This window comes from Streptomyces sp. NPDC028289, assembly GCF_055565975.1.
This window is the reverse complement of the sequence record NZ_JBVHTI010000008.1, coordinates 273,107-296,597: the sequence shown is the minus strand read 5'-3', so window position 1 is coordinate 296,597 and position 23,491 is coordinate 273,107. Positions and strand designations below refer to the sequence as shown.

Sequence of the window (23,491 nt, the reverse complement as noted above, 5' to 3'; positions counted from 1 at the left end):
TGGGGGCCGGGGGGGGGCGCCCGGGGGGCCCCCCGCGGGGGGGGCGGGGGGGGGCGCCCCCCCGGGGGGGGGGGGGGGGGGGGGGGGGGGGCGCCCCGGGGGGGCCCCCCCCCCCCCCCCCCCCCCCGCCCCCACACAGCCGCACCCGATCGACGGCTAGGACGGCTCGCCGAGCAGCCGTACCAGTTCGATCCGGGATCGGATGCCCAAGCGGGCGAAGACGCCCCGCAGATGGTGGTCGATGGTGCGGGGGCTGAGGTTGAGACGGTCCGCGATCTCGCGGTTCGTGGCGCCCTCGGCCGCCATCCGGGCGACCATCAGCTGCTGGGCGGTGAGTACGGCGGCCGGGTCGGGCGCACCGGTGGCAGGTGTCAACGCCGTACCCAGGGCGCGGAGTTCGACGCGGGCCTGGGCGGCGCAGTGCGGAGCGCCGAAGGACTCGAAGGCCTCCAGGGCGCTGTGCAGCCGGTCCCTGGCCTCGGTGCGCTGCCGCAGCCGGCGCAGCGCACCGCCGAACAGCAGCTCGGTGCGGGCGCGTTCGAAGTCGCGGGTGCCCCGGGCGTGCAGGTCCAGTGCGGCCCGGTAGTGCTGGACCGCCTCGGCGCCGGGCGCCAGCAGGGCCCGGCAGCGGGCGCTGAGCGCGAGGTCGTCGGGGCTGCGGACGGCGGTGGCCCAGCGGTGGTAGTCGGCGTGCGCGACGCGGGCGACCCGGGTGTCACCGGTGCGGACGGCGGCCTCGACGTAGTGCGGGGTGGCCAGGTGCCGGATGGCCCGGTGGCCGTGTCCGGGCCCGAAGCCGGCGAGGGCGCGCAGCCGGGCGGCCGCCGCCGGGAAGCGGCCGCCCGCCAGGTCGAGAAAGGCGAGCGCCCATTGGGCGAGGGCTGCGGGCAGGCCCAGTCCGTGGGTCAGGGCGTGCGCGCGGGCGGCCGCCGCGCGCTCGCGGCAGAGCGCCTCGTCGCCGGTGACGGCGGCGAACATGGCGAGCGCGGCCTGGAGGTGGCAGGCCCCGTTGTCCTGCCCGGTGGCGTGGGCCTGGCGCAGCGCCTCCTGGGCGGCGGCCTCGGCGGCGCGGGGGCGGCCGGACCAGAAGTCGGCGTAGGCGCGGAACTCCATGGCCTGGGCGACCGTCCCGGGGATGCCGCGCGCCCGGGCGGAGGCGGCGGCCCGGAGGGTGGCGGTGACGGTGCGGGTGTGGTCGCCGAGCATCAGCGCGGCGATGCCGGAGTGGATCAACCGGTCGGGAGCGCCGCCGGGCCCGCAGCGGCCCGCGGCGCCCTTGAGGAGGACACGGGCGTCGGCGTAGCGCCCTTCGACGGCGCAGGCGAGCGCGGCGAGGACGCCGGACGGCGGGAGGTCCAGCCACTGGGCGAGGACGTGCGCCTCGCGGCAGCGTCTGAGGTCGCCGGTGTAGACGGCGGCCTCGGTGGCGAGGGCGAGGAGTTCGACGGCATCAGCGGAACGTTCCTGCCGGACGGCGGCGGTGAGCAGGGCGTCGAAGGCCTCGGCGGCGTTGCCGGCCCTGAGGGCGAGGACGCCGTTGAGGGCGGAGTCGTCCGTACGGGCGGCGAGCCGTCTCGCCCGGTCGGGCTCTCCGGAGCGCCAAGCGTCGGCGGCGGCCAGGGCGAGCAGCCGTGCCTCCTCGACCGGGTCGGGGCAGAGGTCGGCGGCGCGCTCGGCGAGGGCGCGGGCCAGGGCGGGGCGCCCTTCGGAGCGGGCCCGGTCGGCGGCCGTGCGCAGTTCCGCCGCGAGCCGGGCGCTCGGGCCGAGGGCGGCGGCGCCCCGGTGCCAGGAGCGGCGGGTCGTCTCGCCCTTGCCGCCGAGCACCCGGGCGAGCAGCAGGTGGGCTGCGCGCCGGTCGGCCGGTGAGCCGGTCTCGTAGGCCGCGATCCGGGTCCAGGCATCGCGGAAGAACACCCCACCGGCACTGGCGTGGGCGACCCCGGCAGCCTCTGCGGTCTCCAGTGGGCGGGTGTCGAGGCGGCCGGCGGTGACCGCCCGCAGGAAGGCGTGGGTGGCGACCGGGTACTGGTCGGCGGCGGCGAGCAGCAACAGCAGCCGGGTCTCGTCTGGCAGGGCGCGGATCTCCCGGCGCAGGGCGTGGAGCAACCCCGGTGCCAGTTCGGCCGGTTCGACCGGCAGCGGGTCGGCGCCGGCGGCCTGCCGTTCGGTGAGACGCGGCACGAGTTCGGCCACGGCGCGCTGGTCCTCGTATACGACTCGTGTCACCCGGACACGGACGCCCTCGGGAAGCCCCGAAGCCGGGCATGGCCCCGCGTCGGTCGGCTGCGGTGGCGAAGTGCGGTCAAGGTGTGGGGGATTCACCGGTATCACCACACCAACGACGTTACTGGCGAGTTAGTTGATTCGTAAAGACTGGCGACTTCACCGATGCGGCGCGCGTAGACCCGTCCCGACACTCCTGAACAACCCCACCCGTTTCAGGAGGCATCATGCAACGCGCCAAGCGTCGCATCGCAACCGCTCTGTCGGCGATAGCCGGTTCGCTCCTTCTGTCCCTCCCCCTGACCACCGGCACCGCGCAGGCGGCGAGCCACGTCCCGATCGTGTTCGTGCACGGTCTGAGCAGCGACTCCAGCAGCTGGAACGACTGGATCGCGGACTTCGAGGCGGACGGCTACTCGTCCTCCGAGCTGTACGCGATCTCGTACGACTGGACGAAGTCGAACGTCACCACGGCCTCGACGCTGTCGACGTACATCCAGTCCGTGCTCTCCAAGACCGGTGCCTCGAAGGTCGACCTGGTGGTGCACTCCATGGGTGCGCTCAACAGCCGCTACTACCTCAAGAACCTCGGCGGGACCTCGTACGTGGACCACTTCGTGTCGGTCGCCGGGGTGAACCACGGGACCAGCGTCGCCTCGCTGTGCGGGTGGCTGTACACCTCCTGCAAGGAGATGACGACCGGCAGCTCCTTCCTGACCGCCCTGAACTCCGGTGACGAGACGCCCGGCAGCGTCTCGTACGCGGCGTACTGGTCGGACTGCGACGCGGCGATCGACCCGGACACCTCGGCGGAGCTGAGCGGGGCTTCCAACGTCGACGTCGGCTGCATCTCGCACACCGACATGAACGACGACTACGGCGTCTACGAGCAGGTGCGCGACTTCATCGGCTGAGCCGTCCGCGGCAGCGGGGGTGCGACGGGCCGTAACGGGGGACAATCACCGTAGACCTGCTTCCGTCCGGAGGTCTGGAGACCTGAAGGTCTGGAGGTCGTCATGCGGCTGATGTCCGCCGGCGCCGGGACACCGGTGCGGGATCCCGTCCACCATCCGCTGTTCGCGCGTTTCTACGCCCGCTGCAGCGTCACCGCCGAGACCGGTCTCGGCATGGCGGCGATCCGGGAGCGGCTGCTCTCCGGACTGTCCGGGCGGGTGATCGAGGTCGGCGCGGGCAACGGGCTCAACTTCGCCCGGTACCCCGGTTCGGTCGCGGAGGTGGTGGCGATCGAACCGGAGCGCACCCTGCGGCAGTTGGCAGCGGAGGCCGCCGTGCGCGCCGACGTCCCGGTGGACGTGGTGCCGGGCGTGGCGGAGGCGCTGCCGGTGAAGAGCGAGGCCTTCGACGCGGCGGTGTTCTCGCTGGTGCTGTGCAGTGTCCGGGATGTGCAGCGGGCGCTCGCGGAGGTACGGCGGGTGCTGCGGCCGGGCGGTGAGCTGCGGTTCTTCGAGCACGGCGCGGGCGGTGGCCCGGCGATGCGGTTCACCCAGCGTGCCCTGGACCGGACGGTGTGGCCGCTGCTGAGCGGCGGCTGCCATCTGTCCCGGGAGCCGGTCGCCGAGCTGCGCGCGGCCGGGTTCGAACTCGGCCCGTACCGCCGGGTGTTCCTGCCGGAGCACGGTCCGCGGCTGCCCTCCTCGTACTGCGCGCTGGGCGTCGCCCGCAAGCCCCCGGAAGCCTGAGCGCGGGCTCCGCCGGACCGGTCACAGGCTCCAGCGGCGCAGCTCCTCGGCGATGTCGGCGACGTTCGCCTCGCCGTTCTTGACCAGCCGGGCCAGGTCGCGGACCTGCTCGGGCGAGGTGACGACCTTGAGGCCGCTGGCGACCAGGTAGGCGTAGGCGACCGAGGACGCGAACAGCGCGTTCGAGCGCTCCAGGGCCGGGACGTGGATCAGCAACTGGAGCAGGGCGGCGGCGCGGGCCTGCGGGGTGTCGTAGACGGGGACGTCGAATATCTCGGCCCGGTGCCTGGCGACGGCCGCGATCAGCGCACCCCAGTCGGTGACCTGCGGATCACCGGGGGTCTTCTGTTCGGCGAGCATGAGGAGCCAGGCGAGGTCGATCGTCAGGTCGCTCAAGGGATCAGTGACGGCCTTCGGTCTTGTCAGACGTGTCGGTAGCCGGCGTCTCGCCGAACTCCTCGGCGAAGACGGACTCGTACTGCTTCATGAAATCGGCGGCGGCCTCGACGAACGTACGGCCGGCCTCACCCGTGTCCTGCATGACCAGTTCCTCTATGTAGCGGTTGACGCTCACACCGCGTGCGAGAGCGCGTTCCCGGGCCGCCTTGGCGGTGCCCTCGTCCACTCGCACGTTCAGCTGGGTCTTCGCCATATGTCGAAGCTAGCGCGGATGCGCTAGCAATGCCAGCGCGCATCGGAATCGAAAAGTGATACCGGCTGTGGGACGGCTCACACTACGCTCGACCCGGACAAAGAGGCCGGAAGAAGAGGTCGGACGACCGTCGTGTGAAACGGGGAGGCAGTCTTGTCCACAGCAGCTGCGGAGGCGCCCGCTGCCGACGGGGTCGCGGCCCGGGCCCGCGGACTGACCAAGGCGTACGGCGCGGGTGAGACGGCGGTGCTCGCACTCGACTCGGTGGACGTGGACATCGCGCGTGGCCGCTTCACCGCGGTCATGGGGCCGTCGGGCTCCGGCAAGTCCACGTTGATGCACTGTCTGGCGGGGCTGGACACCGTGTCGGCCGGTCAGGTCTGGCTCGGCGGTACCGAGACAACGGGCCTCAGGGAGCGCGAGCTGACGCGGCTGCGCCGGGACCGGATCGGTTTCATGTTCCAGTCGTTCAACCTGATCCCGACCCTGAACGCCGCCGAGAACATCACCCTGCCCATGGACATCGCGGGCAAGAAGCCCGACGGGAAGTGGCTGGACCAGGTCATCGACACGCTCGGGCTGCGGGACCGCCTCAAGCACCGGCCCGCCCAGCTCTCCGGCGGCCAGCAGCAGCGCGTGGCCTGCGCGCGGGCGCTGGCCTCCCGCCCGGAGCTGATCTTCGCCGACGAGCCGACCGGGAACCTGGACTCACGGGCGGGTCTCGAGGTGCTGGGCTTCCTGCGGGAGGCGGTCGACCAGCTCGGCCAGACGGTCGTCATGGTGACGCACGACCCGGGCGCCGCCGCCCACTCCGACCTGGTCCTCTTCCTCGCGGACGGCCGGATCGTGGACCGGATGGAGGGGCCGACGGCGGACGCCGTACTGGAACGGATGAAGCGTTTCGACGTGGGACGCGGGTCTTCGGGGCCCGAGGAGGACTGACCCGGTGCTCAAGGCAACCCTGCGCAGCTTCCTCGCGCACAAGGGACGGCTGATGCTGTCCGCGCTGGCCATCGTCCTGTCCGTGGCGTTCGTCGCGGGCAGCCTGATCTTCTCCGACACCGTCACCCGCACCTTCGACCGGCTGTTCGCCTCCACCTCCGCCGACGTGACGGTGGAGCCGAAGCAGGACCTCAAGTCGTCGGTGCCGACCGGTGCCGTCCAGACCGTGCCGGCCGCGCTGGCGGGCGAGGTGGCGAAGGTCGCCGGGGTCGCGGGCACCCACGCGGACGTCTCCGTGCAGAACATCGTGGTGGTCGACAGCCACAACAAGTCGGTCGGCCCGACCACCGGAGCCCCGACCATCGCCACGGACTGGTACCTCACCCACCGCAGCCCCCTGAAGCTGACCTCGGGACACGCCCCGCAGGGCGCCGGCCAGGCCTTGCTCGACGCCGACACCGCCGCCAAGAAGCACGTGCGCATCGGCGACACGCTCACCGTTCAGGCCCAGCCCGGCACCTTCGAGGTCGAGGTCGTCGGCATCGCCACCTTCACCACCACCAACCCGGGCGCCGCCCTGGTCTTCCTCGCCCCGTCGGTCGCCGCCAAGGAACTGCTGGGCACCCCCGGCCGGGCCACCAGCATCTCGGTGGACGCGGCGCGGGGGGTGACGGACGCCCAGCTCAAGAGCCGTATCGGGGCGGCGATCGGGACCGGCGGGTACGACCTGAAGACCGCGGACGAGCAGGCGAAGTCCTCTGCCGCTGACCTCGGCAGCTTCCTCGACGTCATCAAGTACGTGATGCTGGGATTCGCGGGCATCGCGACCCTGGTCGGCATCTTCCTGATCGTCAACACCTTCTCCATGCTCGTCGCCCAGCGCACCCGCGAACTGGGCCTGCTGCGCGCGTTGGGTGCCGACCGGCGGCAGATACGGCGGTCCGTGCTCACCGAGGCGGTGCTGCTCGGGCTGGTCGGCTCCACGCTGGGCCTCGGCGCCGGTATCGGGCTGGCATTCGGGCTGATCGGGCTGATGAGCGCGTTCGGCATGCACCTCAAGGCCGCCGAGATGGTGATCGGCTGGGGAACGCCGGTCGCGGCGTACGTCGTGGGTGTCGGCGTCACCTTCGTCGCCGCGTATCTGCCCGCCCGGCGCGCGGCCGCCGTGTCGCCGATCGCGGCACTCGTGGACGCCGACATCGCCGGTGTGGGCAAGCCGCTCAAAGTACGGGCGATCGCCGGCTCGGCCGTCGGGGCGCTGGGGGTCGCGGCCCTTATGGGGTGCGCGACCGCGGCCAGAACGGCGTCGGCGGCCTCGCTGCTGGCTCTCGGGGTGATCCTGACCCTGATCGCGACCGTCATCGCCGGCCCGCTGCTCGTCCGGCCCGTCATCCGGGTCCTCGGCGCGGCCTTTCCCGCCCTGTTCGGCTCGGTCGGCCGGATGAGCCAGCGCAACGCCCTGCGCAACCCGCGCCGTACCGGCGCCACCGCCGCCGCGCTCATGGTGGGGCTCGCCCTGGTCGGGGGGATGTCGGTGGCCAGCGCCTCCATGTCCAAGTCCTTCGACCAGCAGATCGACAAGACGCTCGGCGCCGACTTCGTCGTCCAGAACGGCAACTTCCTGCCGTTCACCCAGGAGATCACCGACAAGGTCCGCGGCACTGACGGCGTGGGACTGGTCGTACGACAGCGGTTCGCGCCGGTGGCGGTGCGGCTGCCGGACGGAAAACGGGTCACCACTACCGCCGCGGGGTACGACCCGCAGGTCGACGAGGTCGCCCACGTCGCCTACCAGGGCGGCGACACCGCGGCCGCGCTGGCCGACGGCAGCCTCGGCATGGACGTCAACTTCGCGGAGGACCACAAGGTACGCCTCGGCACCGTGCTGCCGGTCGAGTTCCAGGGCGGCAGGACCGCCGAGATGAAGGTGGGCGCCCTCACCAACCAGGGCAGCGGTGGCGGATTCGGCACGCAGGGCGGGTTGTTCTTCGCCATCGCCACCGTGGAGAAGTACGTTCCCGGCGGCCAGGACTCGTCGTTGTACGTCAACCGGGCCCCGGGCACCAGCGCCGATCATCTGCGCTCACGGCTGGAGAAGACGCTGGCGCCGTATCCGCAGGTACAGGTGCGTGACCAGTCCGACTACAAGAAGCTGGTCCACGATCAGATCGCAGTCCTGCTCTACCTGGTGTACGCGCTGCTCGGGCTGGCGATCGTCATCGCGGTGCTCGGCGTGGTCAACACCCTCGCCCTGTCGGTCGTGGAACGCACCCGGGAGATCGGGCTGCTGCGCGCGATCGGGCTGGCCCGGCGGCAGTTGCGCCGGATGATCCGGCTGGAGTCGGTGGTGATCGCGGTGTTCGGCGCGGTGCTGGGCCTCGCACTCGGGCTCGTGTGGGGCGTGTGCACGCAGCAGGTCCTGGCGCTTCAGGGCATGAAGGCGCTGGCCGTCCCGTGGGGCACGATCGTCGCGGTGGTGATCGGCTCGGCGGTCGTCGGGGTCGTGGCCGCGCTGCTGCCGGCGCTGCGCGCATCGCGCATGAATGTGCTGGCCGCCATCGCGCACGAGTAAGAAACGTGCCGCCGTCCCTTCCGCTTCGGGGTCAACCTGCTCACCCCCGCGTCGGCCGGCTGGTGGCTCGCGAAGCGCCGGCGTGCCGAGGAACTCGGGTACGACGTGCGCCGCGCCCCCGACCGTCTCGGCGTGCCGGCGCCCTTCTCCGGCACTGATCGCGGCGACCGAGCGGCCCCGGCTCGGCACGTTCGTGCTCCATGTCGGCTCCCGGAACCCGGTGCCGTCGGCCCGCGAGGTGGCGACGACCGATGCGCTGACCGGCGGCCGTCCCGCCGGTTTCCAGGTGCTGGTGACATGGCCTGCGCCGTGCCGCACCTGCTGGCCATGCCGGTCCGGCCGCACCGCCGACCACGCTGTACCGCGTCCCCGCGGAGCAGCCGCTGCCGCCCGCCGGGGCCGATTCGCACTGATTCGGACCGGCGGGTCCGGTCCCGCGGGGCCGTTCAGCGCGGCCGTCCGCGGACGGCGGGTGTCCGCCCCCGTGCGGCCAGGGCCCTGAGGAGCGCGCTCCGCCCGCGGTCGGGCACCGTCCACAGCGTCTGGCCCCGCACCCCCCACCGCTCCAGCAGGGCGTTGGCCGCGAGGAAGCCGCTCGTGGCCGCCCGTTCCATGAGCGCCACGGGCAGGCCGGTGCGGACCAGGTCGCCGGCCACGAACAGTCGGGGGTGCGGGGTGCGGACGGTGGGGCGGTCGCCGTAGCCGCCGACCGGGAACAGGGGGCAGTCCTCGCGCCACTCGTGGCGGGCGTCGACCACCGTGGCCGTGGTGGTCTCCGGGTAGACGCGGTGCAGTTGGTCGAGGAGGCGCTTCTGTTCGACGTCCCGGGCGGCTCCGGGCGGTACGGCGTAGGCGTGCAGTTCGACGACGGAACCCCCGGTGCGCGCGCTCCAGCGTGCCGCCTCGTCCTCGTAGCGTTCCAGCACGCTGATGTTGTCGAGGGTGCCGAAGCCGCTGGTGCCGAGGAAGCCGGGCCGGCCGGGTGCGACGGGCCGGTCCAGCCACACCCGGCTCACCAGGAAGGGCGGGGCGGTACGCAGCCGTCCGATCCGCTCGCGCCAGGGCGCGTCGCCCAGTTGCCGGCTGCGCTCGACCAGCGAGCGCAGCCCCGCGCTGTCCAGGGCGAGGACGACCCCGTCGTAGCGGCGCTCGTCCCGTTCGGAGGCGACCACGAGACCGCCGTCCGGGGTGGGCGCGATGTGCTCGACGGCCGTGCCGGTGCGCACCTGCGCGTGGTACCGGGCCAGGTAGCCGACGAGAGGGTCCCACAGTGCGGCCGGAAAGGGGGCGCGGGGCACGTCGAACAGCAGCCCCTCGGCGGAGCCGAGGAAGTAGATGTGGAACATCAGCGCCATCTCGGCCGCCGACAGCTCACGCGGATCGGCGAAGAAGCTCCGGGAGAACACCTCGAAGGCCAGGTGCCGGGCGTCTTCGGGGAAGCCCACGACGTCCAGGAAGTCGTGGGCGCTGGTGCCGTCCAGCTGGTCGTACACCTCCGGCACGCGTACGTCGAGCAGGGGCAGGGCCGCACGCGGGGCCATGACGCGCAGGTCCGCGAGGCGGAAGGAGGGGCTGAGTACCGCGAAGCCGAGCGCGCTGAGCGGCGGGGTGCGCGGGACGTGCCGGAAACTGTCGCGCAGGCCGCCGGCGTGCAGCAGCGGGTAGTCCGGAAGGCCGGTGAGGCACTCCAGGCCGGGGTCGGCGCGGCACAGCAGTCCGCGCAGGTTGTAGTACTGACGGAAGAACGCGTGGAAGCCGCGGCTCATGGTCACCGTGCCGCCGTCGCGCAGCTCGGTCGGCCAGCCGCCGACCCGCCCGCCGAGGTACGGCCGCTTCTCGTACACGGCAACGGCCACCCCGCGCTCGGCGAGCGCGGTGGCGGCGGCCAGGCCGGCGATGCCCGCGCCGACCACCGCCACCGACGGCGGGCTTCCCTGCACCCGGGAGGCGCCGGGCCGGGCCGGTAGGATCCGGGCCCGGCGGTCGCGTCCCCGGCGCGCGGTGCCCTGGTGTGCGGTCCTCATGCGTCCTCCTGGTGGCCGCCCGCCCGGCGCGCGACGAAGGTGTGGGTGATGCCGGTCTGCCAGCCCGGCAGCGGCAGGGCGCGCACCTGGTCGAAGCCGGCCGCGCCGAGCCGCCGCGCGAAGCGCCCGGCGGTGTCGAACTCGACCACGCTGCGCCACAGGTGCCGGTAGAGCGGCCCGTCCCCCAGCAGGGTCGGCACGGGCTGCACGACACCCCGGCACACCAGCGTCCACACCGCGCGGTCGGCGCGCCGCCCGCGGAGGGTGTACTCGTGCACGGCGAGCCGCCCGCCGGGCCGCAGCAGCCCGTGCACGGCGGCGAGGACGGCGTCGGGATCGGTGACGTTGCGCAGGAGATAGGCCGCGAACACCGCGTCGAAGGGGCCGCGTACCCCGGCCTCGGACAGCCGCTCGGCGGGGGCGTGCACGAAGGTCACTCCGTCTGCCCACGATTTGGCCGCGGCCCGCCGGAGCATTCCGGCCGAGGCGTCCACGGCCGTGACGTCCGCGGCGGGCAGGACGCAGCGCAGCGCGGCGGTGGAGGCGCCGGTACCGCAGCCGAGGTCGAGCAGGCGCAGCCCCTGTCCCCGTCCGGGCAGGCCGAGTCGGCGCACCGAGCGGCGCAGGTGGGCGTGGTAGCCGGGGTTGACGGCCACGAGCGTGTCGTAGCTGCGGGAGGCGTGGTCGAAGGCGGCGGCGAGGTGTTCGTCGCGCAACAGTGTCATGCGATCTCCGTCGGGGGGAGGTGCGGGGCGGGGCGGGCGGGTCCGGCGCGGGAAGCGGGGGGGGCTGGCGGCGTCGGCGGATGCGGCTAGGCGGGCGGCGGATGCGGCTCGCTGGAGGAAGGCGCCGGCGGATGCGGCGCCGCGGGTGGGTCGAAGGGGCGGCGGGGCAGGCGGGGCAGCTCCAGGGCGGAGCGCAGCATCGGGCCGACGGGCGCGTGCAGGCCGATGCACAGGTCCTCGTGCAGGCGGGTACCTCCGTCGAGGAAGCGCAGCAGCCGTGCCATGGGCACGCGGGCGAACAGCCGGCCGAACAGTTCCGGGCCGTCGGCCCGGCCGCTGTCCAGGGCACGCAGCAGGACGGCGTCCATGGCGCGGGAACGCGCCGAGTGGGCGGCGGGCGGCACCGGGCGGCGCCCGCGGCGCAGGGCCTCGGCGACGGCAGTCGTCTGGCGCTGCAGTCCGGCGAAGGTGTAGCCGGTGGCGGGGCGGGTGGCTCCGCCGGCGGCGCCGATGCGGAAGACCGAGGCTCCGCTCTGCCGGGGGATCGGCGCGTCGGTCATCGGGATGACGCCGGTCTCGGTGGCCAGGACCTGCCGTTCGCCGAGCCGCAGCACCTCGTCGGCGTAGTGCCGTACGGCGGCCTCGTAGCGCTCCGGCGTGAGGACGTGCCGGGAGAACTCGGTGTACTCCACCAGCGCCTCGCACGGCCCGGTCGGCAGGACGTAGCCGAAGGACAGGCCGTGGTCGGGCTGCGGGGTGCGGAAGTCCATCAGCTCCACGACGGCCGGGTCGAAGGCGGGCCGGGCGGTGCGCACGAACCAGCCGTGGAAGTGCTGAAGCAAGGTGGTGCGCGCGGCCGGCAGGCTGCCCGGTGGGCGGGAGTCGAGGACCCAGCGGGCACTGAGCAGCCGCGCCCGGCCGTCGGCGTCCCTCAGGTGGAGGTGCGCGCCACCGGCCACGTCCTCCACCGCTTCGACGGTCGCTTCCAGGCGCCGGACGTTGGGGCTGCGGGCCAGGTCCCGGGAGACGAAGCGCTCGAAGTCGCCGGAGCGGATCATGCGGTACCGCAGCGGGGCGATCCCCCCTTCGACCGGGGCGCCGGTGCGCGGGCGCACCCGCAGCCGCTGCCACTCGGCCCGCACCGCCGCGTCGAACCGTCCGGGTCCCGCCGCCCAGTAGCACCAGGTCCGTGGTGGCGGCCGCAGCGGTCCGGGCGGCGCGTCGACCAGCACCACGGACGGTGTCCGCAGGCCTGGCACGCTGCCGGCGAGCCGGTGGGCCAGCGACAGCCCGGCGGCGCCCGCACCCACGACGGCCACGTCCGTCTCCGGCACGGCCTCTCCCTTCCACGGCTTCCTCGGTGTTCCGATCCGGTCCGCGCGCGACTCGCGGCGGCGGGTCCTGCGGCGGGGGTGCGCTCCGAACGGGCGGTTTGGGGAACACGGCGCCCGCCCTCGGAGGCCCCGGCCTGGTCTTCCGGATTGTGTACCCCGACGGATGCAGGCACCTCCCTGACGGCGAGCGGCCGAACGCCGGAGACGGCACGGTGGAGGAGGCGGCCCCGGTGGCCGCCGCGATCGCGTGACACATGCGCGCATCCGTCCGCGCCGCCCGCGCCGAAGCAGACGGGTGACGGGAACGACGGACACAGACACGACGGAGGGAACCGGGATGCGTCCCACGCACGCGAAGGACCACCCTGCGAGCGCGCCGCCGCGGCCGATCGCGACCGCGCCCGTGGCGTCACTTCCGCGCAGGCCGGTGGCCGACGACGGACAGGGACCCGGCAGGACCGAGGCATGCCCGATGGCGAGCGGACCGCTTCCCGCCGGGTCCGCCGAGGTGCGCGAGGTCGACGCGGATGTGCCCGGCGCTGTCGGCCGGATGCTCGACCATCTGCTGGCGGAGCGCCTGCGCCGCGCCCGGCTGACGGATCCCCTGTTCGCCGACGAACTGGCCGAACGGGTGACGCGCTTCACCCTGCAGGGTGGCAAGCGCACCCGCGCGCAACTGGTGTGGTGGGCCTCGCGGGCCTGCGCCGGCCGGGACCCGGCGGCCGCGGCGGCGGCCCTGCACATCGCGGCCGCCCTGGAACTGCTCCAGACGTGCGCGCTCGTCCACGACGACGTGATGGACCGGGCCTCGCTGCGGCGTGGCCGGCCCGCGCTGCACACGGACCTGACCGACAGGTACGCCGGCCGGGTGGGGCCCGAGCGGGCCGGGCGGTTCGGGCAGTCGGCGGCGGTCCTCGCCGGGGACCTGGCGCTGGCCTGGGCCGACGACCTGATGGCGGAGACGCCGCTGTCGCCCTGGACCGGGGTGATGGTGCGACGGCTGTGGAGCGACATGCGCACGGAGATGGTGGCGGGCCAGTACCTGGACGTACAGGGCCAGATCACCGCGGCGCGGTCCCTGCCGCGCGCGCTGCGCGCCGCCTGTCTGAAGAGCGCCCTGTACTCGGCGGAGCGGCCCCTCGCCCTGGGGGCCACCGCGGCGGGCGCGGACGATCTGACGCTACGTCGGCTGTGCGACGCCGGACGCTGCGTCGGCATGGCGTTCCAGCTGCGCGACGACCTGGACGACGTCTTCGGCGACCCGCTGGAGACCGGCAAGGCGTGCGGCGGCGACATCCGGGAGGGCAAACCCACCTATCTGGTCGCGGTCGCACGCACGCGGGCCGAGGCGGCCGGCGACGCCGCCGCACTGGGCGTCCTGGAGCGGTGGCTCGGTGATGTGACCCTCACCGGGCGCGGTCTGGACGAGGTACGGGACGTGCTGGTCGCGACAGGGGCGCGGGCCACCGTGGAGAGCAAGATCGACCGGCTCACCGCGCAGGGGCTGCGGCACTTCGACGGCGCCCTGCTCGACCCGGAAGGCGCCGAGCCGCTGCGCGATCTGCTGGTCGCGGCGGCCGGGGCACGGCCGGGAGGAGCCGGACCGGGAGGGGCGCGGCCGCGAGGAGCCGGACCAGGAGAAGGTGGGCCGGGAGGAGCGCGGCCGCGTGGGGATGCCGTCGTACCTCTGCGGCCCGCGCACGGTCCGCACACGTCCGGCGCCCGCGGCGGTGCGGGGAGTGGCCGGTGACCCGCACCCTGCCCGGTCCCACGGACCACGTGGTGGTCGTCGGCGCCGGACTCGCCGGGCTGTCGGCGGCGTTGCACCTGCTGGGTGCCGGACGCCGGGTCACCGTCGTCGAGCGCGAGAAGCTGCCCGGCGGCCGGGCCGGGCGCCTCGACCTGGCCGGCTACCGGATCGACACCGGACCCACCGTGCTGACCATGCCGGAGCTGGCCGACGAGGCGTTCGCCGCCGTCGGCGACAGCCTGTACGAGCGGGTCGAGCTGATCCCCCTGCACCCGGCCTACCGGGCCGCCTTCGCGGACGGCAGCAGCCTCGACGTGCACACCGGCGCGGACGCGATGGCCGCGGAGGTGGAACGGTTCGCCGGAGCGGCGGAGGCGGCGGGCTACCGGCGGTTGCGCGACTGGCTTCAGCGGCTGTACCGGGCCCAGATGCGCCGGTTCATCGACGCCAACTTCGACTCACCGCTCGGCCTGCTCAACGGCGACCTCGCCCGGCTGGCGGCGCTGGGCGGCTTCGGCCGCCTGGACGCCCGGATCGGCCGTTTCCTGAGCGACGAGCGGCTGCGCCGGGTGTTCTCCTTCCAGGCCCTGTACGCGGGTGTGCCTCCGGAGCGGGCGCTGGCCGCCTACGCGGTCATCGCCTACATGGACACCGTCGCCGGCGTGTACTTCCCCCGGGGCGGCATGCACGCCCTGCCGCGGGCGATGGCGGAGGCGGCCGCCGCGGCGGGCGCCGATCTGCGATTCGGGCAACGGGTGACCCGCCTGGAGCGGTCGGGCGAGCGCATCACGGCCGTCGTCAGCGACACCGGCCGCATCCCGTGCGACGCGGTCGTCCTCACTCCGGACCTGCCGGTCACCTACGGCCTGCTCGGCCGCCGGCCGCGCAGACCGCTCGGACTGCGCCACTCCCCCTCCGCGGTCGTGCTGCACGCCGGCACGGACCGCACCTGGCCCCACCTCGCCCACCACACGATCTCGTTCGGCGCGGCGTGGCACACCACGTTCGACGAACTCACCCGCGCCGGACGGCTGATGAGCGATCCGTCGCTGCTCGTCACCCGCCCCACCACCACCGATCCCGGCCTCGCGCCGCCGGGCCACCACCTGCACTACATCCTCGCCCCCTGCCCCAACACGGACATCGGCCCGGACGCGGCGGCCTGGTCCGACCTCGGCCCGCGCTACCGGGACACGCTGCTGCGGGAGCTGGAGCGGCGCGGACTGGACGGCATCGAAGCCGCCGTCGAGGCGGAGTGCCTGATCACCCCGGCCGACTGGCACGCCCAGGGCCACGCCGCCGGTACCCCCTTCTCGGCCGCCCACACCTTCCCGCAGACCGGGCCGTTCCGGCCGCGCAACCTGGTGCGCGGCACCGAGAACGCGGTCCTGGCCGGCTGCGGGACCACGCCCGGCGTGGGGGTGCCGACCGTGCTGCTGTCGGGGAAGCTGGCCGCGGCCCGTGTCACGGGCGTACCCGGCCGCCGAAGCACCCGCGCGCGCCCCTCCGCGACCGGCCGGACCGGCGCCCCGGCCCCCGCGGGCTCCCCGGTCCCGTCCCTGTTCCGGGCCGCCGGGCGGCAGTCCGCGGACTGCCGCCCGGCGGCCAAGGCACCTCGCGACGGCCTCGCCGCACCGCTGAAGTCGCCGCCCTCCCCACCGGACTCCCCGGCCTCCTCGCCGGAATCCGCGGCCGACTCCTCGGCCGCCGCACGGCGGTCTCCGCTGCCGGAAAAGCCCTCCGGCCGACCCGACGGCCCCCGCGACCGAAGGCAGGACACGATGACCGACCGAGAGCTGGACGCGGCGGGAATCGGTGATGGGGTGCTGCGCGCGGCCTACCGCCACTGCCGTGCCCTCAACGCCCGGCACGGCAGGACCTATTTCCTCGCCACCCGGCTGCTGCCCGTCGAGCGGCGGCCCGCCGTGCACGCCCTGTACGGCTTCGCCCGCTGGGCCGACGACATCGTCGACTCCCTCGACCCCGGCGCCGGACCCGACGTGCGGGTGCGGGCGCTGGCCCGGCTCCAGGAGGAACTGGAGGAGGGGCTGCGGCAGGGCGGCGGCGACGAGCCGGTGGTGCGCGCGCTCGCCGACACCGCCCGCCGCTACGCCATCGACCACACCCACTTCCGGGACTTCATGACCGCGATGCGCTCCGACCTGGTCGTGACGGCCTACCCCACCTACGCCGACCTGCGCGCCTACATGCACGGCTCGGCCGCGGTGATCGGGCTGCAGATGCTGCCCGTCCTGGGCACGGTGGTGCCGCGGGAGGAGGCAGCGCCGTACGCCGCGGCGCTCGGTGTCGCCTTCCAGCTGAGCAACTTCCTGCGGGACGTCGGCGAGGACCTGGACCGTGGGCGCGTCTACCTGCCCGCCGACCTGCTCGCCGGTCACGGCGTGAACCGGGAACTGCTGGCCTGGAGCCGCGCGACGGGCCGCCCGGACGGCCGGATCACCGCCGCGCTCAGGGAGTTCGAGGCGCTGACCCGCGGCGTGTACCGGGCGGCGATGCCCGGTGTCGAACTGCTCGATCCGGTGGCGCGGCCCTGCATCCGCACCGCGGCCATCCTGTACGGCGGCATCCTGGACGCCGTCGCCCGCGACGGCTACGCGGTGCTGCACCGGCGGTCGGTGGTGCCGCGACGGCGCAGGGCGGTGGTCGCCGCCGACGGGCTGGTCCGGGTGGCGGCGGCCCGGCTGCGCGCACGGACGGTTCCCGGACACCGGCCGCCCCCTGCTCCCCGCTCCCTGCCCGCGGCCGCGCCCTCGCCGACGGCGGCCGTCCGCTCCACCGAGGAGGTCGCGTGAACCGCCGCCTGCCGCTGTCGCTGCGCCGGCACGCCGTGTCCTGGGAGCGTCAGCGGCCCACCTGGCAGGAGGCGCGGCCCGGGCTGATCGCCGGGGCGCTGAAACGGGCGCAGGCCCGCCCGTCCGGGAACTGGTACGTGGTCGGCGCCTCCCGTGCCCTGCGGGGCGACGGCAAGCTGGCGCGGACGGTGGCTGGGCAGGAGGTCGTGGTGTGGCGGGGTCCCGACGGGCGCCTCGTCGGCGGACCGGGGATCTGCCCGCACCTGGGAGCACCGCTGCGGGACAGTCCGGTGCGCTGCGGCACGCTGGTGTGCCACTGGCACGGACTGGCCCTGGACGGCGGTCCGTACGCGGGCTGGTCGCCGCTGCCGGTGCACGACGACGGGGTGCTGGTGTGGACACGGCTGGACGCGGTGGGCGGCGAGGAACCTCTGGACGCACCGGTCGTACCGCGGCGGCCCGAACCCGCGCGCGCCCTGACGGCCGTGTACACCGCAGTGGGTGTCTGCGAGCCCGAGGACGTGGTGGCCAACCGGCTCGATCCGTGGCACGGTGCGTGGTTCCACCCCTACTCGTTCGTCGACCTGACCGTGGTGGACGCACCCGGCGGCCCGGCCGGCGCGGTGGACGACGGCCGGGCCGCACTGACCGTCGACGTATCCTTCAAGGTGGCGGGCCGGCTGGTGGTGCCGGTCCGCGCCGTCTTCACCGCGCCGGAGCCCCGCACGGTCGTCATGCACATCACCGAGGGCGAGGGCGCGGGCTCCGTCGTGGAGACGCATGCCACGCCGCTCGGCGCGGACGGGACGGGCCGGCCGCGCACCGCCGTCGTCGAGGCGGTGCTCGCCGCCTCGCACCGTCCGGGCTTCGCGGCCGCCCGCCGGGCCGCGCCGCTGCTGCGTCCCCTGGTGCGCGCCGCGGCCGGGCGGCTGTGGCGGGACGACCTGGCCTACGCCGAGCGCCGCTGGCAGCTGCGGTCGACGGGCCGCTTCCCGGGCTGAGCGCCGACGGGGGCGGCGAACCCCTCACGAGGAGGGCGGACATGGGTGAGTCCCGTTCGGCGCACCGGACACCGCGGCGATGGCCCATGCCGTCGAAGCCCTCACTCCCGTGCCCCCACGCCGCCTGCGGCGCGTGGTGTTCCGGCAGTTCTGGCGTGATCTGGCGTTCCTGCACGGGAACCTCGCCTCGACCCTCAACATGTGCGTCGGCAGTCATCCTGGTCAGCGGCTTCGCCCACCTGTTCGTCCTGGACCGGCCCGCGAACATCCTGGACTTCGGGATGTCCAACGTCCTGTTCTCGTTCGCATGGGTCTGCTGATCCTGACCTTCGCCATGTACGGCCGTGTCTCGGGCGGTCTGGCGCACGACAACCCGTACTGGCGCCGCCGGCACCCGCGCGAGGCGGCCCGAAAGGCGCTGGCCGCACGCCGCGGCGCCCAGCAGGCGGCTCTCGTCACGTCCGTGTCCGCCGACCGGACCGACCCGCTCTGCTCCCGGCCCCCGGCCTGACCGCACCCGCCCGGGCGCGAGGTGGCGTTCCCGCGCGGCCGGGAGAGGGCCGTACGCTGCGGCCGCGAGACGCCTGGCGCTCAGCCTCGGCCCGGGAGGTCCTCCAGCACCTCCCGGGCCGCTCGCGCGCCACGGGCCAGCGCGCCTGGACGGAACCCGTGCCGCGGTGACCCCCGCAGACGTACCGGCCGGGCCCGGTGCGGCAGGGCCGGGTCGACGGCCAGGGCGCCGGCATGGCGGGCAGCGCGTCCCCGACGGTGCGCGCGACCAGCGTGAGGTGAGGCACCGGATTCCGCACGGCCCGTCCTCAGGTGAGGAGGCCGCATCTCGCCAGGTACCTGACGTTTTCCCGATGTACTTCCCCGCCGGCCGCCGCCGCGGATGCGCCGGCACCCGAACGGGGGACTTCCGGCGGCCCGCGCATCCGGCACCGGCCGACGGGGCGAAACCATCCGAGAGTGCCCCCACCGGAAGCGGAAGTGAGCCCCCATGCAGACCTCGGTCGTCGTGTTCACCTGCGATCTGCGCCTGTCGGACCACCCGCCGCTGCGCGCGGCCCTGCACGGCGGAGGCAGGGTGGTACCGCTGTTCGTGCGTGACCCGGCCGTCGACGGAGCGGGCTTCGCCGCGCCGAACCGGCTCGCGTTCCTCGCCGACTGCCTGCGGGACCTGGACGCGCGGCTGCGGGAGCGGGGCGGCCGGCTGGTGCTGCGCGAGGGCGACACGGTCACCGAGGTGTGCCGGGTGGCCGCCGAGGCGGACGCCGACGAGGTGCACATGGCGGGTGACGTGAGCGCCTTCGCACACACACGCGAACGGCGGCTGCGCCGGGCGCTGGAGGCCGACGGGCGACGCCTGTACGTGCACGACACGGTGGGCACCGCCGTGGCGCCGGGCGCGGTGACCCCGGCCTCCTCCGACCACTTCGCGGTGTTCACGCCGTACTACCGGCGCTGGTCCGCGCAGGGTCTGCGGGACGCACTGGACGCGCCGGGCGCGGTCACCGTGCCGGAGGAGGTGGGTTCCGCCCCGCTGCCGGAGCGCGGCGACGTGACCGGGGTGTCGCCCGGGCTGTGCGCGGGCGGTGAGACGGAGGGACGGCGCAGGCTCATGGCGTGGCTGCGCTCCGGCGTGGCCGGGTACGAGGAACGCCACGACGACCTGGCGGGCGACGCCACCTCCCGGCTCTCCCCCCACCTGCACTTCGGCACCCTGTCACCGGTCGAGGTGGTGCACGGGGCCCGCAGGGCCGGCGGCGCGGGCGCGGAGGCGTTCGTACGGCAGGTCGCCTGGCGCGACTTCAACCGCCAGGTGCTGGCCGCGCGCCCCGACGCGGCCGCACGCGACTACCGCACCCACCGAGACCGCTGGCGCGGCGGGAGGGACGCGGAGGCGGACGCGGAGGCGTGGCGGGAGGGCCGCACCGGCTACCCGATCGTCGACGCGGCGATGCGCCAGCTGCGCCACGAGGGCTGGATGCACAACCGGGGCCGGCTGCTGGCCGCGAGCTTCCTCACCAAGACGCTGTACGTCGACTGGCGGGCGGGGGCCCGGCACTTCCTGGACCTGCTGGTCGACGGCGACATGGCGAACAACCAGCTGAACTGGCAGTGGATGGCCGGCACCGGCACCGACACCCGGCCCAACCGGGTGCTCAACCCCGTCACCCAGGGCAAGCGGTACGACCCGGACGGAGCCTATGTGCGGCGCTGGGTGGCGGAACTGGCGGACGTGAAGACGGCCGACGTGCACGAGCCGTGGAAGCGTCCGGCGCAGGAGCGCGCGAGCACCGGTTACCCCGAGCCGGTGGTGTCCCTGGCGGAGGGCCTGGACCGCTTCAAGCGGGCCCGGGGGCGCGCCTGAGGGCCGGCCGGAGGACGCCCGCCGGGGCCGTCGGCCACCGCACGTGCCCCCTCGCGCGTGCGAACCACACCCCGTTTCGCACGGAAGGTGCCTTTCCCATGACCCCACCGCACTGGATCTTCGGCGATCAGCTCGGCCCGCACTTCCTCACGCCGGCCGGCGCGAACGGGCCCGACCGCGGGGCGCCCGTGGTGATGATCGAAGCCAGGTCGGTCTTCCGGCGGCGCCACTTCCACCGGGCCAAGGCGCACCTGGTGCTCTCCGCGATGCGGCACCGCGCGGCGGAACTGGGCGGCCGGGTGACGTACGTCCGGGCCGAGACCTACCGTGAGGGCCTGCGCCGCGCCGTGGGCGGCGCGCCGGTCACGGTCTGCCACCCCACCTCCTACGCGGCGCTCCGGCTGGTGCGCTCCCTGCCCGGGGTACGGGTGCTGCCCGCCCGGGGCTTCCTGGTGGCGCGCGAGGAGTTCGCCGGCTGGGCCGAGGGGCGCGGTGGGCGGCGGCTGCTCCAGGAGGACTTCTACCGATGGGTGCGCCGGAAGCACGACCTGCTGATGGAGGGCGGCCAACCGGCCGGCGGCCGGTTCAACCACGACCACGCCAACCGCGAGCCCCCGCCGAAGGGGGACCGCGAGCTCGACGTGCCGGGCCCGTACCGGCCGCGGGAGGACGATATCGACGCCGGGGTGCGCGAGGACCTCGACCGGTGGGAACGCGAGGACGGCGTGCGGTTCGTCGGCCGGGACGGACCCCGCCGCTTCCCCGCCACCCGGCGGGAGGCGCTGTCGGCCCTGCGCCGTTTCACGGAACACCGGCTGGCGTCATTCGGACCGTACGAGGACGCGATGCTCGCCGGTGATCCGGTGATGAGCCACAGCCTGCTGTCGTCCTCGCTGAACCTGGGGCTGCTGCACCCGGCGGAGTGCGTGGAGCGAGCCGAGCGGGCCTGGCGGGAGGGCGCCGTCCCAGTGAACAGTGCGGAGGGCTTCGTTCGCCAGGTCGCGGGCTGGCGGGAGTACGTCTGGCACCTGTACTGGCACTTCGGCGAGGACTACCGGCACGGCAACGCGCTCGGGCACACGGAGAGGCTGCCGGAGTACTTCACGGAGCTGGACGCGGACGCGCTCACCGCGAACTGCCTGGCCACCGTGCTCGCCCAGGTGCGCGACACCGGGTGGACGCACCACATCCCCCGGCTGATGGTGCTGGGCAGCCACGCCCTGCAGCGCGGCTGGGACCCGTCCGCGGTGACCGACTGGTTCCACCGCTGCTTCGTCGACGGCTACGACTGGGTGATGGTGCCGAACGTGGTGGGCATGTCCCAGTACGCGGACGGCGGCCGGATGACCACCAAGCCGTACACGTCGGGCGGCGCCTACATCCACCGCATGAGCGACCTGTGCGACGGCTGCGCCTACCGGCCCACCGAGCGCACCGGTCCGCGCGCCTGCCCCTTCACCGCCGGGTACTGGGACTTCCTGCACCGGCACCGGCGGCCGCTGTCCGGCAACGCCCGCATGCGACACGCGGTGCGGGGCCTGGACCGGCTCGGCGACCTCGACGAGGTGCTGCGGCAGGAGCGGCGGCGCGCGGGCGAGGCACCGTGACGGGGCGGCCACCCGACGGCTCGGGCATCGCGGGACGGCACGGCAGCCCGCGGTGGAGTGAGCGGGGACGTGTCCGTGGGCTCACCCCGCGGTGCACAAGGCGCGCAGCGTCTCCACCGCCTGTGCCAGTCCGGCCGGCATGAGCACACCGGCGGGCTGGGACCGGCTCCAGCCCGGGCCGCCCAGCAGCACCGCCGGACCGCGCCGCGTCCCCTTCATGCCCCAGCGCTGCCCGGCGATGTGCCGGGCCAGGGCCGGAGCCGCCCGCGCGCTCTCCTGGGCCCACAGCACGACCGCGACCGGGCCGAGCCGGCGCACCGCCGCGTCCAGCGCCTCGACGGGCACCGCGGCTCCCAGCATGCGTACTGGCAGACCCTCGCGACCGAGCGCCGCGTGCAGCGCCTCCAGGGGCAGGGTGTGCTGTTCCCCCGGCGCGCAGGCCAGCAGGACGCAGCCGGCCGCGGGCGGGACCACGGGAACGGCGGGCGCCGCGCTGCGGCGCAGCACGGTGGAGACGTGCCAGGCGAGCAGGTGCTCCACTTCCACGTACTGGTCCTCGGAAGACGCCCAGCGGCGTCCTACGGCGTGCAGGGTGGGAACCATCACCTCCTGCCAGGCGACCACGACGCCGTAGCGCTCGACAGCGGCGGTGAGCTGCTTTTCGAGCGCGGGAGCGTCCAGTCGTACGGCGGCGCGGGCCAGGCCGCGGCATTCCTGACGCACGTCACCGAGAGGCAGCGCGCCGGCCGCCCGCGACCGCCCCACGGGCGGCGGTGGCGTCGGAACGGCGGCGGTGGAGGGCGGGCCGGCGGCGACCGTACGGGCGGCGCGGGCCGCGTCGGCCGGCGGGATACCGGTCGCCGTCAGCCGGCACATTTCCTCGATCGTGGCCACGTCCGCCGCCGTCCAGCGACGGTGCCCGCCCTCGGTGCGCGCGGTCGGTCCGATGCCGTAGCGGCGGTCCCACGAGCGCAGGGTCATGGGCGACACGCCTAGCCGGCGGGCCAGCACACCGGTGGTCAGACCGGCGCCGCCCGGTACGGCGGGCGGCTCGGACGGAGGCTGCTCAGTGGCGTTCACTCTGGTCATGTGTTTCTCTCCCCGGCCTGGTTCCGGCGCACCGGAGCAGGGTCCGCCCACTCGGTCGCCGGTGCGCGAACCGTCCGGTCAGCGTGCTCGCTCCGTGGCCTCGGCGTCCAGGCTCAGGCCCAGGCGCAGCAGACCGCGCCGGGCGTGACTCTTGACCGTACCCAGCGGCCAGCCGGTGACGTGGGCGATCTGCGTCTGCGTCAGGTCACCGTAGAACGCCAGGCACAGCACCCGCCGCTGGGCCTCGGGAAGGCGGCGCAGCTCCCGGGTGACGTCCACCCGGTTCAGGACCGCGTCCTGCGTGTACGACGGATCCGGCGAGCGGGTCGACCTGTGCGCTGCCGCCGCCGCGGTGACGACATCCGTGCGCCGGGTGCGGGCGGACAGCGCGTCGGCGATCTTGCGCCGGGCGATGCCCACGAGCCAGGCGGGCAGCGGCCCACGGCCCGGACGGTAGCCGTGGCGGCCGCTCCAGGCGGCGAGGAAGACCGTCTGGGTGACGTCCTCGGCCTCCGCGCCGTCGCCCAGCGACTGCCGCGCCAGGGACAGGACGAGGGGCGCCCAGCGACGGTAGACCGCCTCCAGGCCGCCCTCGTCCCCGGCCGCGAAACGCAGGGCCAGATCGTCGTCCGGGTCCGCCGTGGGCCTGGGTGGGGCTTCGGTCACAGCCAATGCGGTCATGCGG

The 23,491-nt window shown here is 74.6% G+C and carries 17 protein-coding genes and 4 pseudogenes; 12 read left to right on the top strand and 9 right to left on the bottom strand.

Annotated elements, in window-relative coordinates; genetic code table 11:
* Nucleotides 1–156: 156 nt before the first annotated feature.
* A complete protein-coding gene (locus ACZ4UV_RS37895) occupies nucleotides 157–2,334 on the bottom strand; it encodes a helix-turn-helix transcriptional regulator (protein WP_467844343.1) in 2,178 nt (725 codons plus the stop codon).
* Between the two features lie 116 nt (nucleotides 2,335–2,450).
* Here ACZ4UV_RS37895 and ACZ4UV_RS37890 point away from each other — a divergent pair, with 116 nt between their 5' ends.
* Together ACZ4UV_RS37890 and ACZ4UV_RS37885 are read left to right on the top strand one after the other, a co-directional pair.
* A complete protein-coding gene (locus ACZ4UV_RS37890; protein ID WP_451017555.1) occupies nucleotides 2,451–3,137 on the top strand; it encodes an esterase/lipase family protein in 687 nt (228 codons plus the stop codon).
* A 102-nt stretch (nucleotides 3,138–3,239) separates the two neighbouring features.
* Nucleotides 3,240–3,923, top strand: coding sequence for a class I SAM-dependent methyltransferase (locus tag ACZ4UV_RS37885; protein ID WP_390047177.1), 684 nt, complete (start codon nucleotides 3,240–3,242; stop codon nucleotides 3,921–3,923).
* Nucleotides 3,924–3,944: 21 nt separating this feature from the next.
* Here ACZ4UV_RS37885 and ACZ4UV_RS37880 read toward each other — a convergent pair whose 3' ends face one another.
* A complete protein-coding gene (locus ACZ4UV_RS37880; protein ID WP_390047179.1) occupies nucleotides 3,945–4,319 on the bottom strand; it encodes a fic family toxin-antitoxin system, toxin component in 375 nt (124 codons plus the stop codon).
* A gap of 4 nt (nucleotides 4,320–4,323) precedes the next feature.
* Nucleotides 4,324–4,575, bottom strand: a complete 252-nt coding sequence (locus ACZ4UV_RS37875) for a toxin-antitoxin system HicB family antitoxin (protein ID WP_467844339.1) — start codon at nucleotides 4,573–4,575, stop codon at nucleotides 4,324–4,326.
* Between the two features lie 153 nt (nucleotides 4,576–4,728).
* Between ACZ4UV_RS37875 and ACZ4UV_RS37870 the strand changes: the two genes are divergently transcribed.
* The 3 genes and pseudogenes from ACZ4UV_RS37870 to ACZ4UV_RS37860 form a co-directional block, all read left to right on the top strand.
* A complete protein-coding gene (locus ACZ4UV_RS37870) occupies nucleotides 4,729–5,517 on the top strand; it encodes an ABC transporter ATP-binding protein (RefSeq protein ID WP_451017557.1) in 789 nt (262 codons plus the stop codon).
* Between the two features lie 4 nt (nucleotides 5,518–5,521).
* A complete protein-coding gene (locus ACZ4UV_RS37865) occupies nucleotides 5,522–8,089 on the top strand; it encodes an ABC transporter permease (RefSeq protein WP_467844335.1) in 2,568 nt (855 codons plus the stop codon).
* A gap of 36 nt (nucleotides 8,090–8,125) precedes the next feature.
* Nucleotides 8,126–8,360 (top strand): annotated as a pseudogene (locus ACZ4UV_RS37860) (LLM class flavin-dependent oxidoreductase); the annotation flags it as partial.
* Between the two features lie 175 nt (nucleotides 8,361–8,535).
* Here the strand turns inward: ACZ4UV_RS37860 and ACZ4UV_RS37855 are convergent.
* The 3 genes from ACZ4UV_RS37855 to ACZ4UV_RS37845 form a co-directional block, all read right to left on the bottom strand.
* Nucleotides 8,536–10,113: an FAD-dependent oxidoreductase gene (locus tag ACZ4UV_RS37855; RefSeq protein WP_467844332.1), complete on the bottom strand. Its 1,578-nt coding sequence runs from the start codon at nucleotides 10,111–10,113 to the stop codon at nucleotides 8,536–8,538.
* Complete coding sequence (locus ACZ4UV_RS37850; protein WP_467844329.1) at nucleotides 10,110–10,838, bottom strand: class I SAM-dependent methyltransferase; 729 nt, start codon at nucleotides 10,836–10,838, stop codon at nucleotides 10,110–10,112. The genes ACZ4UV_RS37855 and ACZ4UV_RS37850 overlap by 4 nt, the downstream gene beginning before the upstream one ends.
* Before the next feature lie 86 nt (nucleotides 10,839–10,924).
* Nucleotides 10,925–12,172, bottom strand: a complete 1,248-nt coding sequence (locus ACZ4UV_RS37845; RefSeq protein WP_451017560.1) for a lycopene cyclase family protein — start codon at nucleotides 12,170–12,172, stop codon at nucleotides 10,925–10,927.
* A gap of 337 nt (nucleotides 12,173–12,509) precedes the next feature.
* Between ACZ4UV_RS37845 and ACZ4UV_RS37840 the strand changes: the two genes are divergently transcribed.
* From ACZ4UV_RS37840 to ACZ4UV_RS37820, 5 genes and pseudogenes are all read left to right on the top strand, one after another.
* Nucleotides 12,510–13,922, top strand: a complete 1,413-nt coding sequence (locus ACZ4UV_RS37840; RefSeq protein WP_467844326.1) for a polyprenyl synthetase family protein — start codon at nucleotides 12,510–12,512, stop codon at nucleotides 13,920–13,922.
* Nucleotides 13,919–15,457, top strand: a pseudogene (gene crtI / locus ACZ4UV_RS37835) (phytoene desaturase family protein); the annotation flags it as partial. The gene ACZ4UV_RS37840 and the pseudogene crtI, both read left to right, overlap by 4 nt.
* 246 nt (nucleotides 15,458–15,703) lie before the next feature.
* Entirely contained in the window at nucleotides 15,704–16,735 is a 1,032-nt protein-coding gene (locus ACZ4UV_RS37830) for a phytoene/squalene synthase family protein (protein WP_467844792.1), read from the top strand.
* The gene (locus ACZ4UV_RS37825) at nucleotides 16,732–17,736 is read left to right on the top strand and encodes a DUF5914 domain-containing protein (RefSeq protein WP_451017562.1); all 1,005 of its coding nucleotides are present in this window, start codon (nucleotides 16,732–16,734) and stop codon (nucleotides 17,734–17,736) included. Before ACZ4UV_RS37830 ends, ACZ4UV_RS37825 begins: the two co-directional genes overlap by 4 nt.
* A 163-nt stretch (nucleotides 17,737–17,899) precedes the next feature.
* Nucleotides 17,900–18,247: pseudogene (locus ACZ4UV_RS37820) on the top strand (DUF4383 domain-containing protein); the annotation flags it as partial.
* Nucleotides 18,248–18,327: 80 nt separating this feature from the next.
* Here the strand turns inward: ACZ4UV_RS37820 and ACZ4UV_RS37815 are convergent.
* A pseudogene (locus ACZ4UV_RS37815) lies at nucleotides 18,328–18,518 on the bottom strand (amine oxidase); the annotation flags it as partial.
* A gap of 218 nt (nucleotides 18,519–18,736) precedes the next feature.
* Here ACZ4UV_RS37815 and ACZ4UV_RS37810 point away from each other — a divergent pair.
* Nucleotides 18,737–20,110, top strand: coding sequence for a cryptochrome/photolyase family protein (locus ACZ4UV_RS37810; RefSeq protein WP_451017563.1), 1,374 nt, complete (start codon nucleotides 18,737–18,739; stop codon nucleotides 20,108–20,110).
* Nucleotides 20,111–20,208: 98 nt separating this feature from the next.
* On the top strand, nucleotides 20,209–21,717 hold the full coding sequence (locus tag ACZ4UV_RS37805) for a cryptochrome/photolyase family protein (protein ID WP_467844321.1): 1,509 nt from the start codon (nucleotides 20,209–20,211) through the stop codon (nucleotides 21,715–21,717).
* An 81-nt stretch (nucleotides 21,718–21,798) separates the two neighbouring features.
* Here the strand turns inward: ACZ4UV_RS37805 and ACZ4UV_RS37800 are convergent, their stop codons facing one another.
* Nucleotides 21,799–22,806, bottom strand: a complete 1,008-nt coding sequence (locus ACZ4UV_RS37800) for a MerR family transcriptional regulator (protein ID WP_467844318.1) — start codon at nucleotides 22,804–22,806, stop codon at nucleotides 21,799–21,801.
* 78 nt (nucleotides 22,807–22,884) lie between these two features.
* Complete coding sequence (locus ACZ4UV_RS37795; protein ID WP_451017566.1) at nucleotides 22,885–23,487, bottom strand: RNA polymerase sigma factor; 603 nt, start codon at nucleotides 23,485–23,487, stop codon at nucleotides 22,885–22,887.
* Nucleotides 23,488–23,491 lie beyond the last annotated feature (4 nt).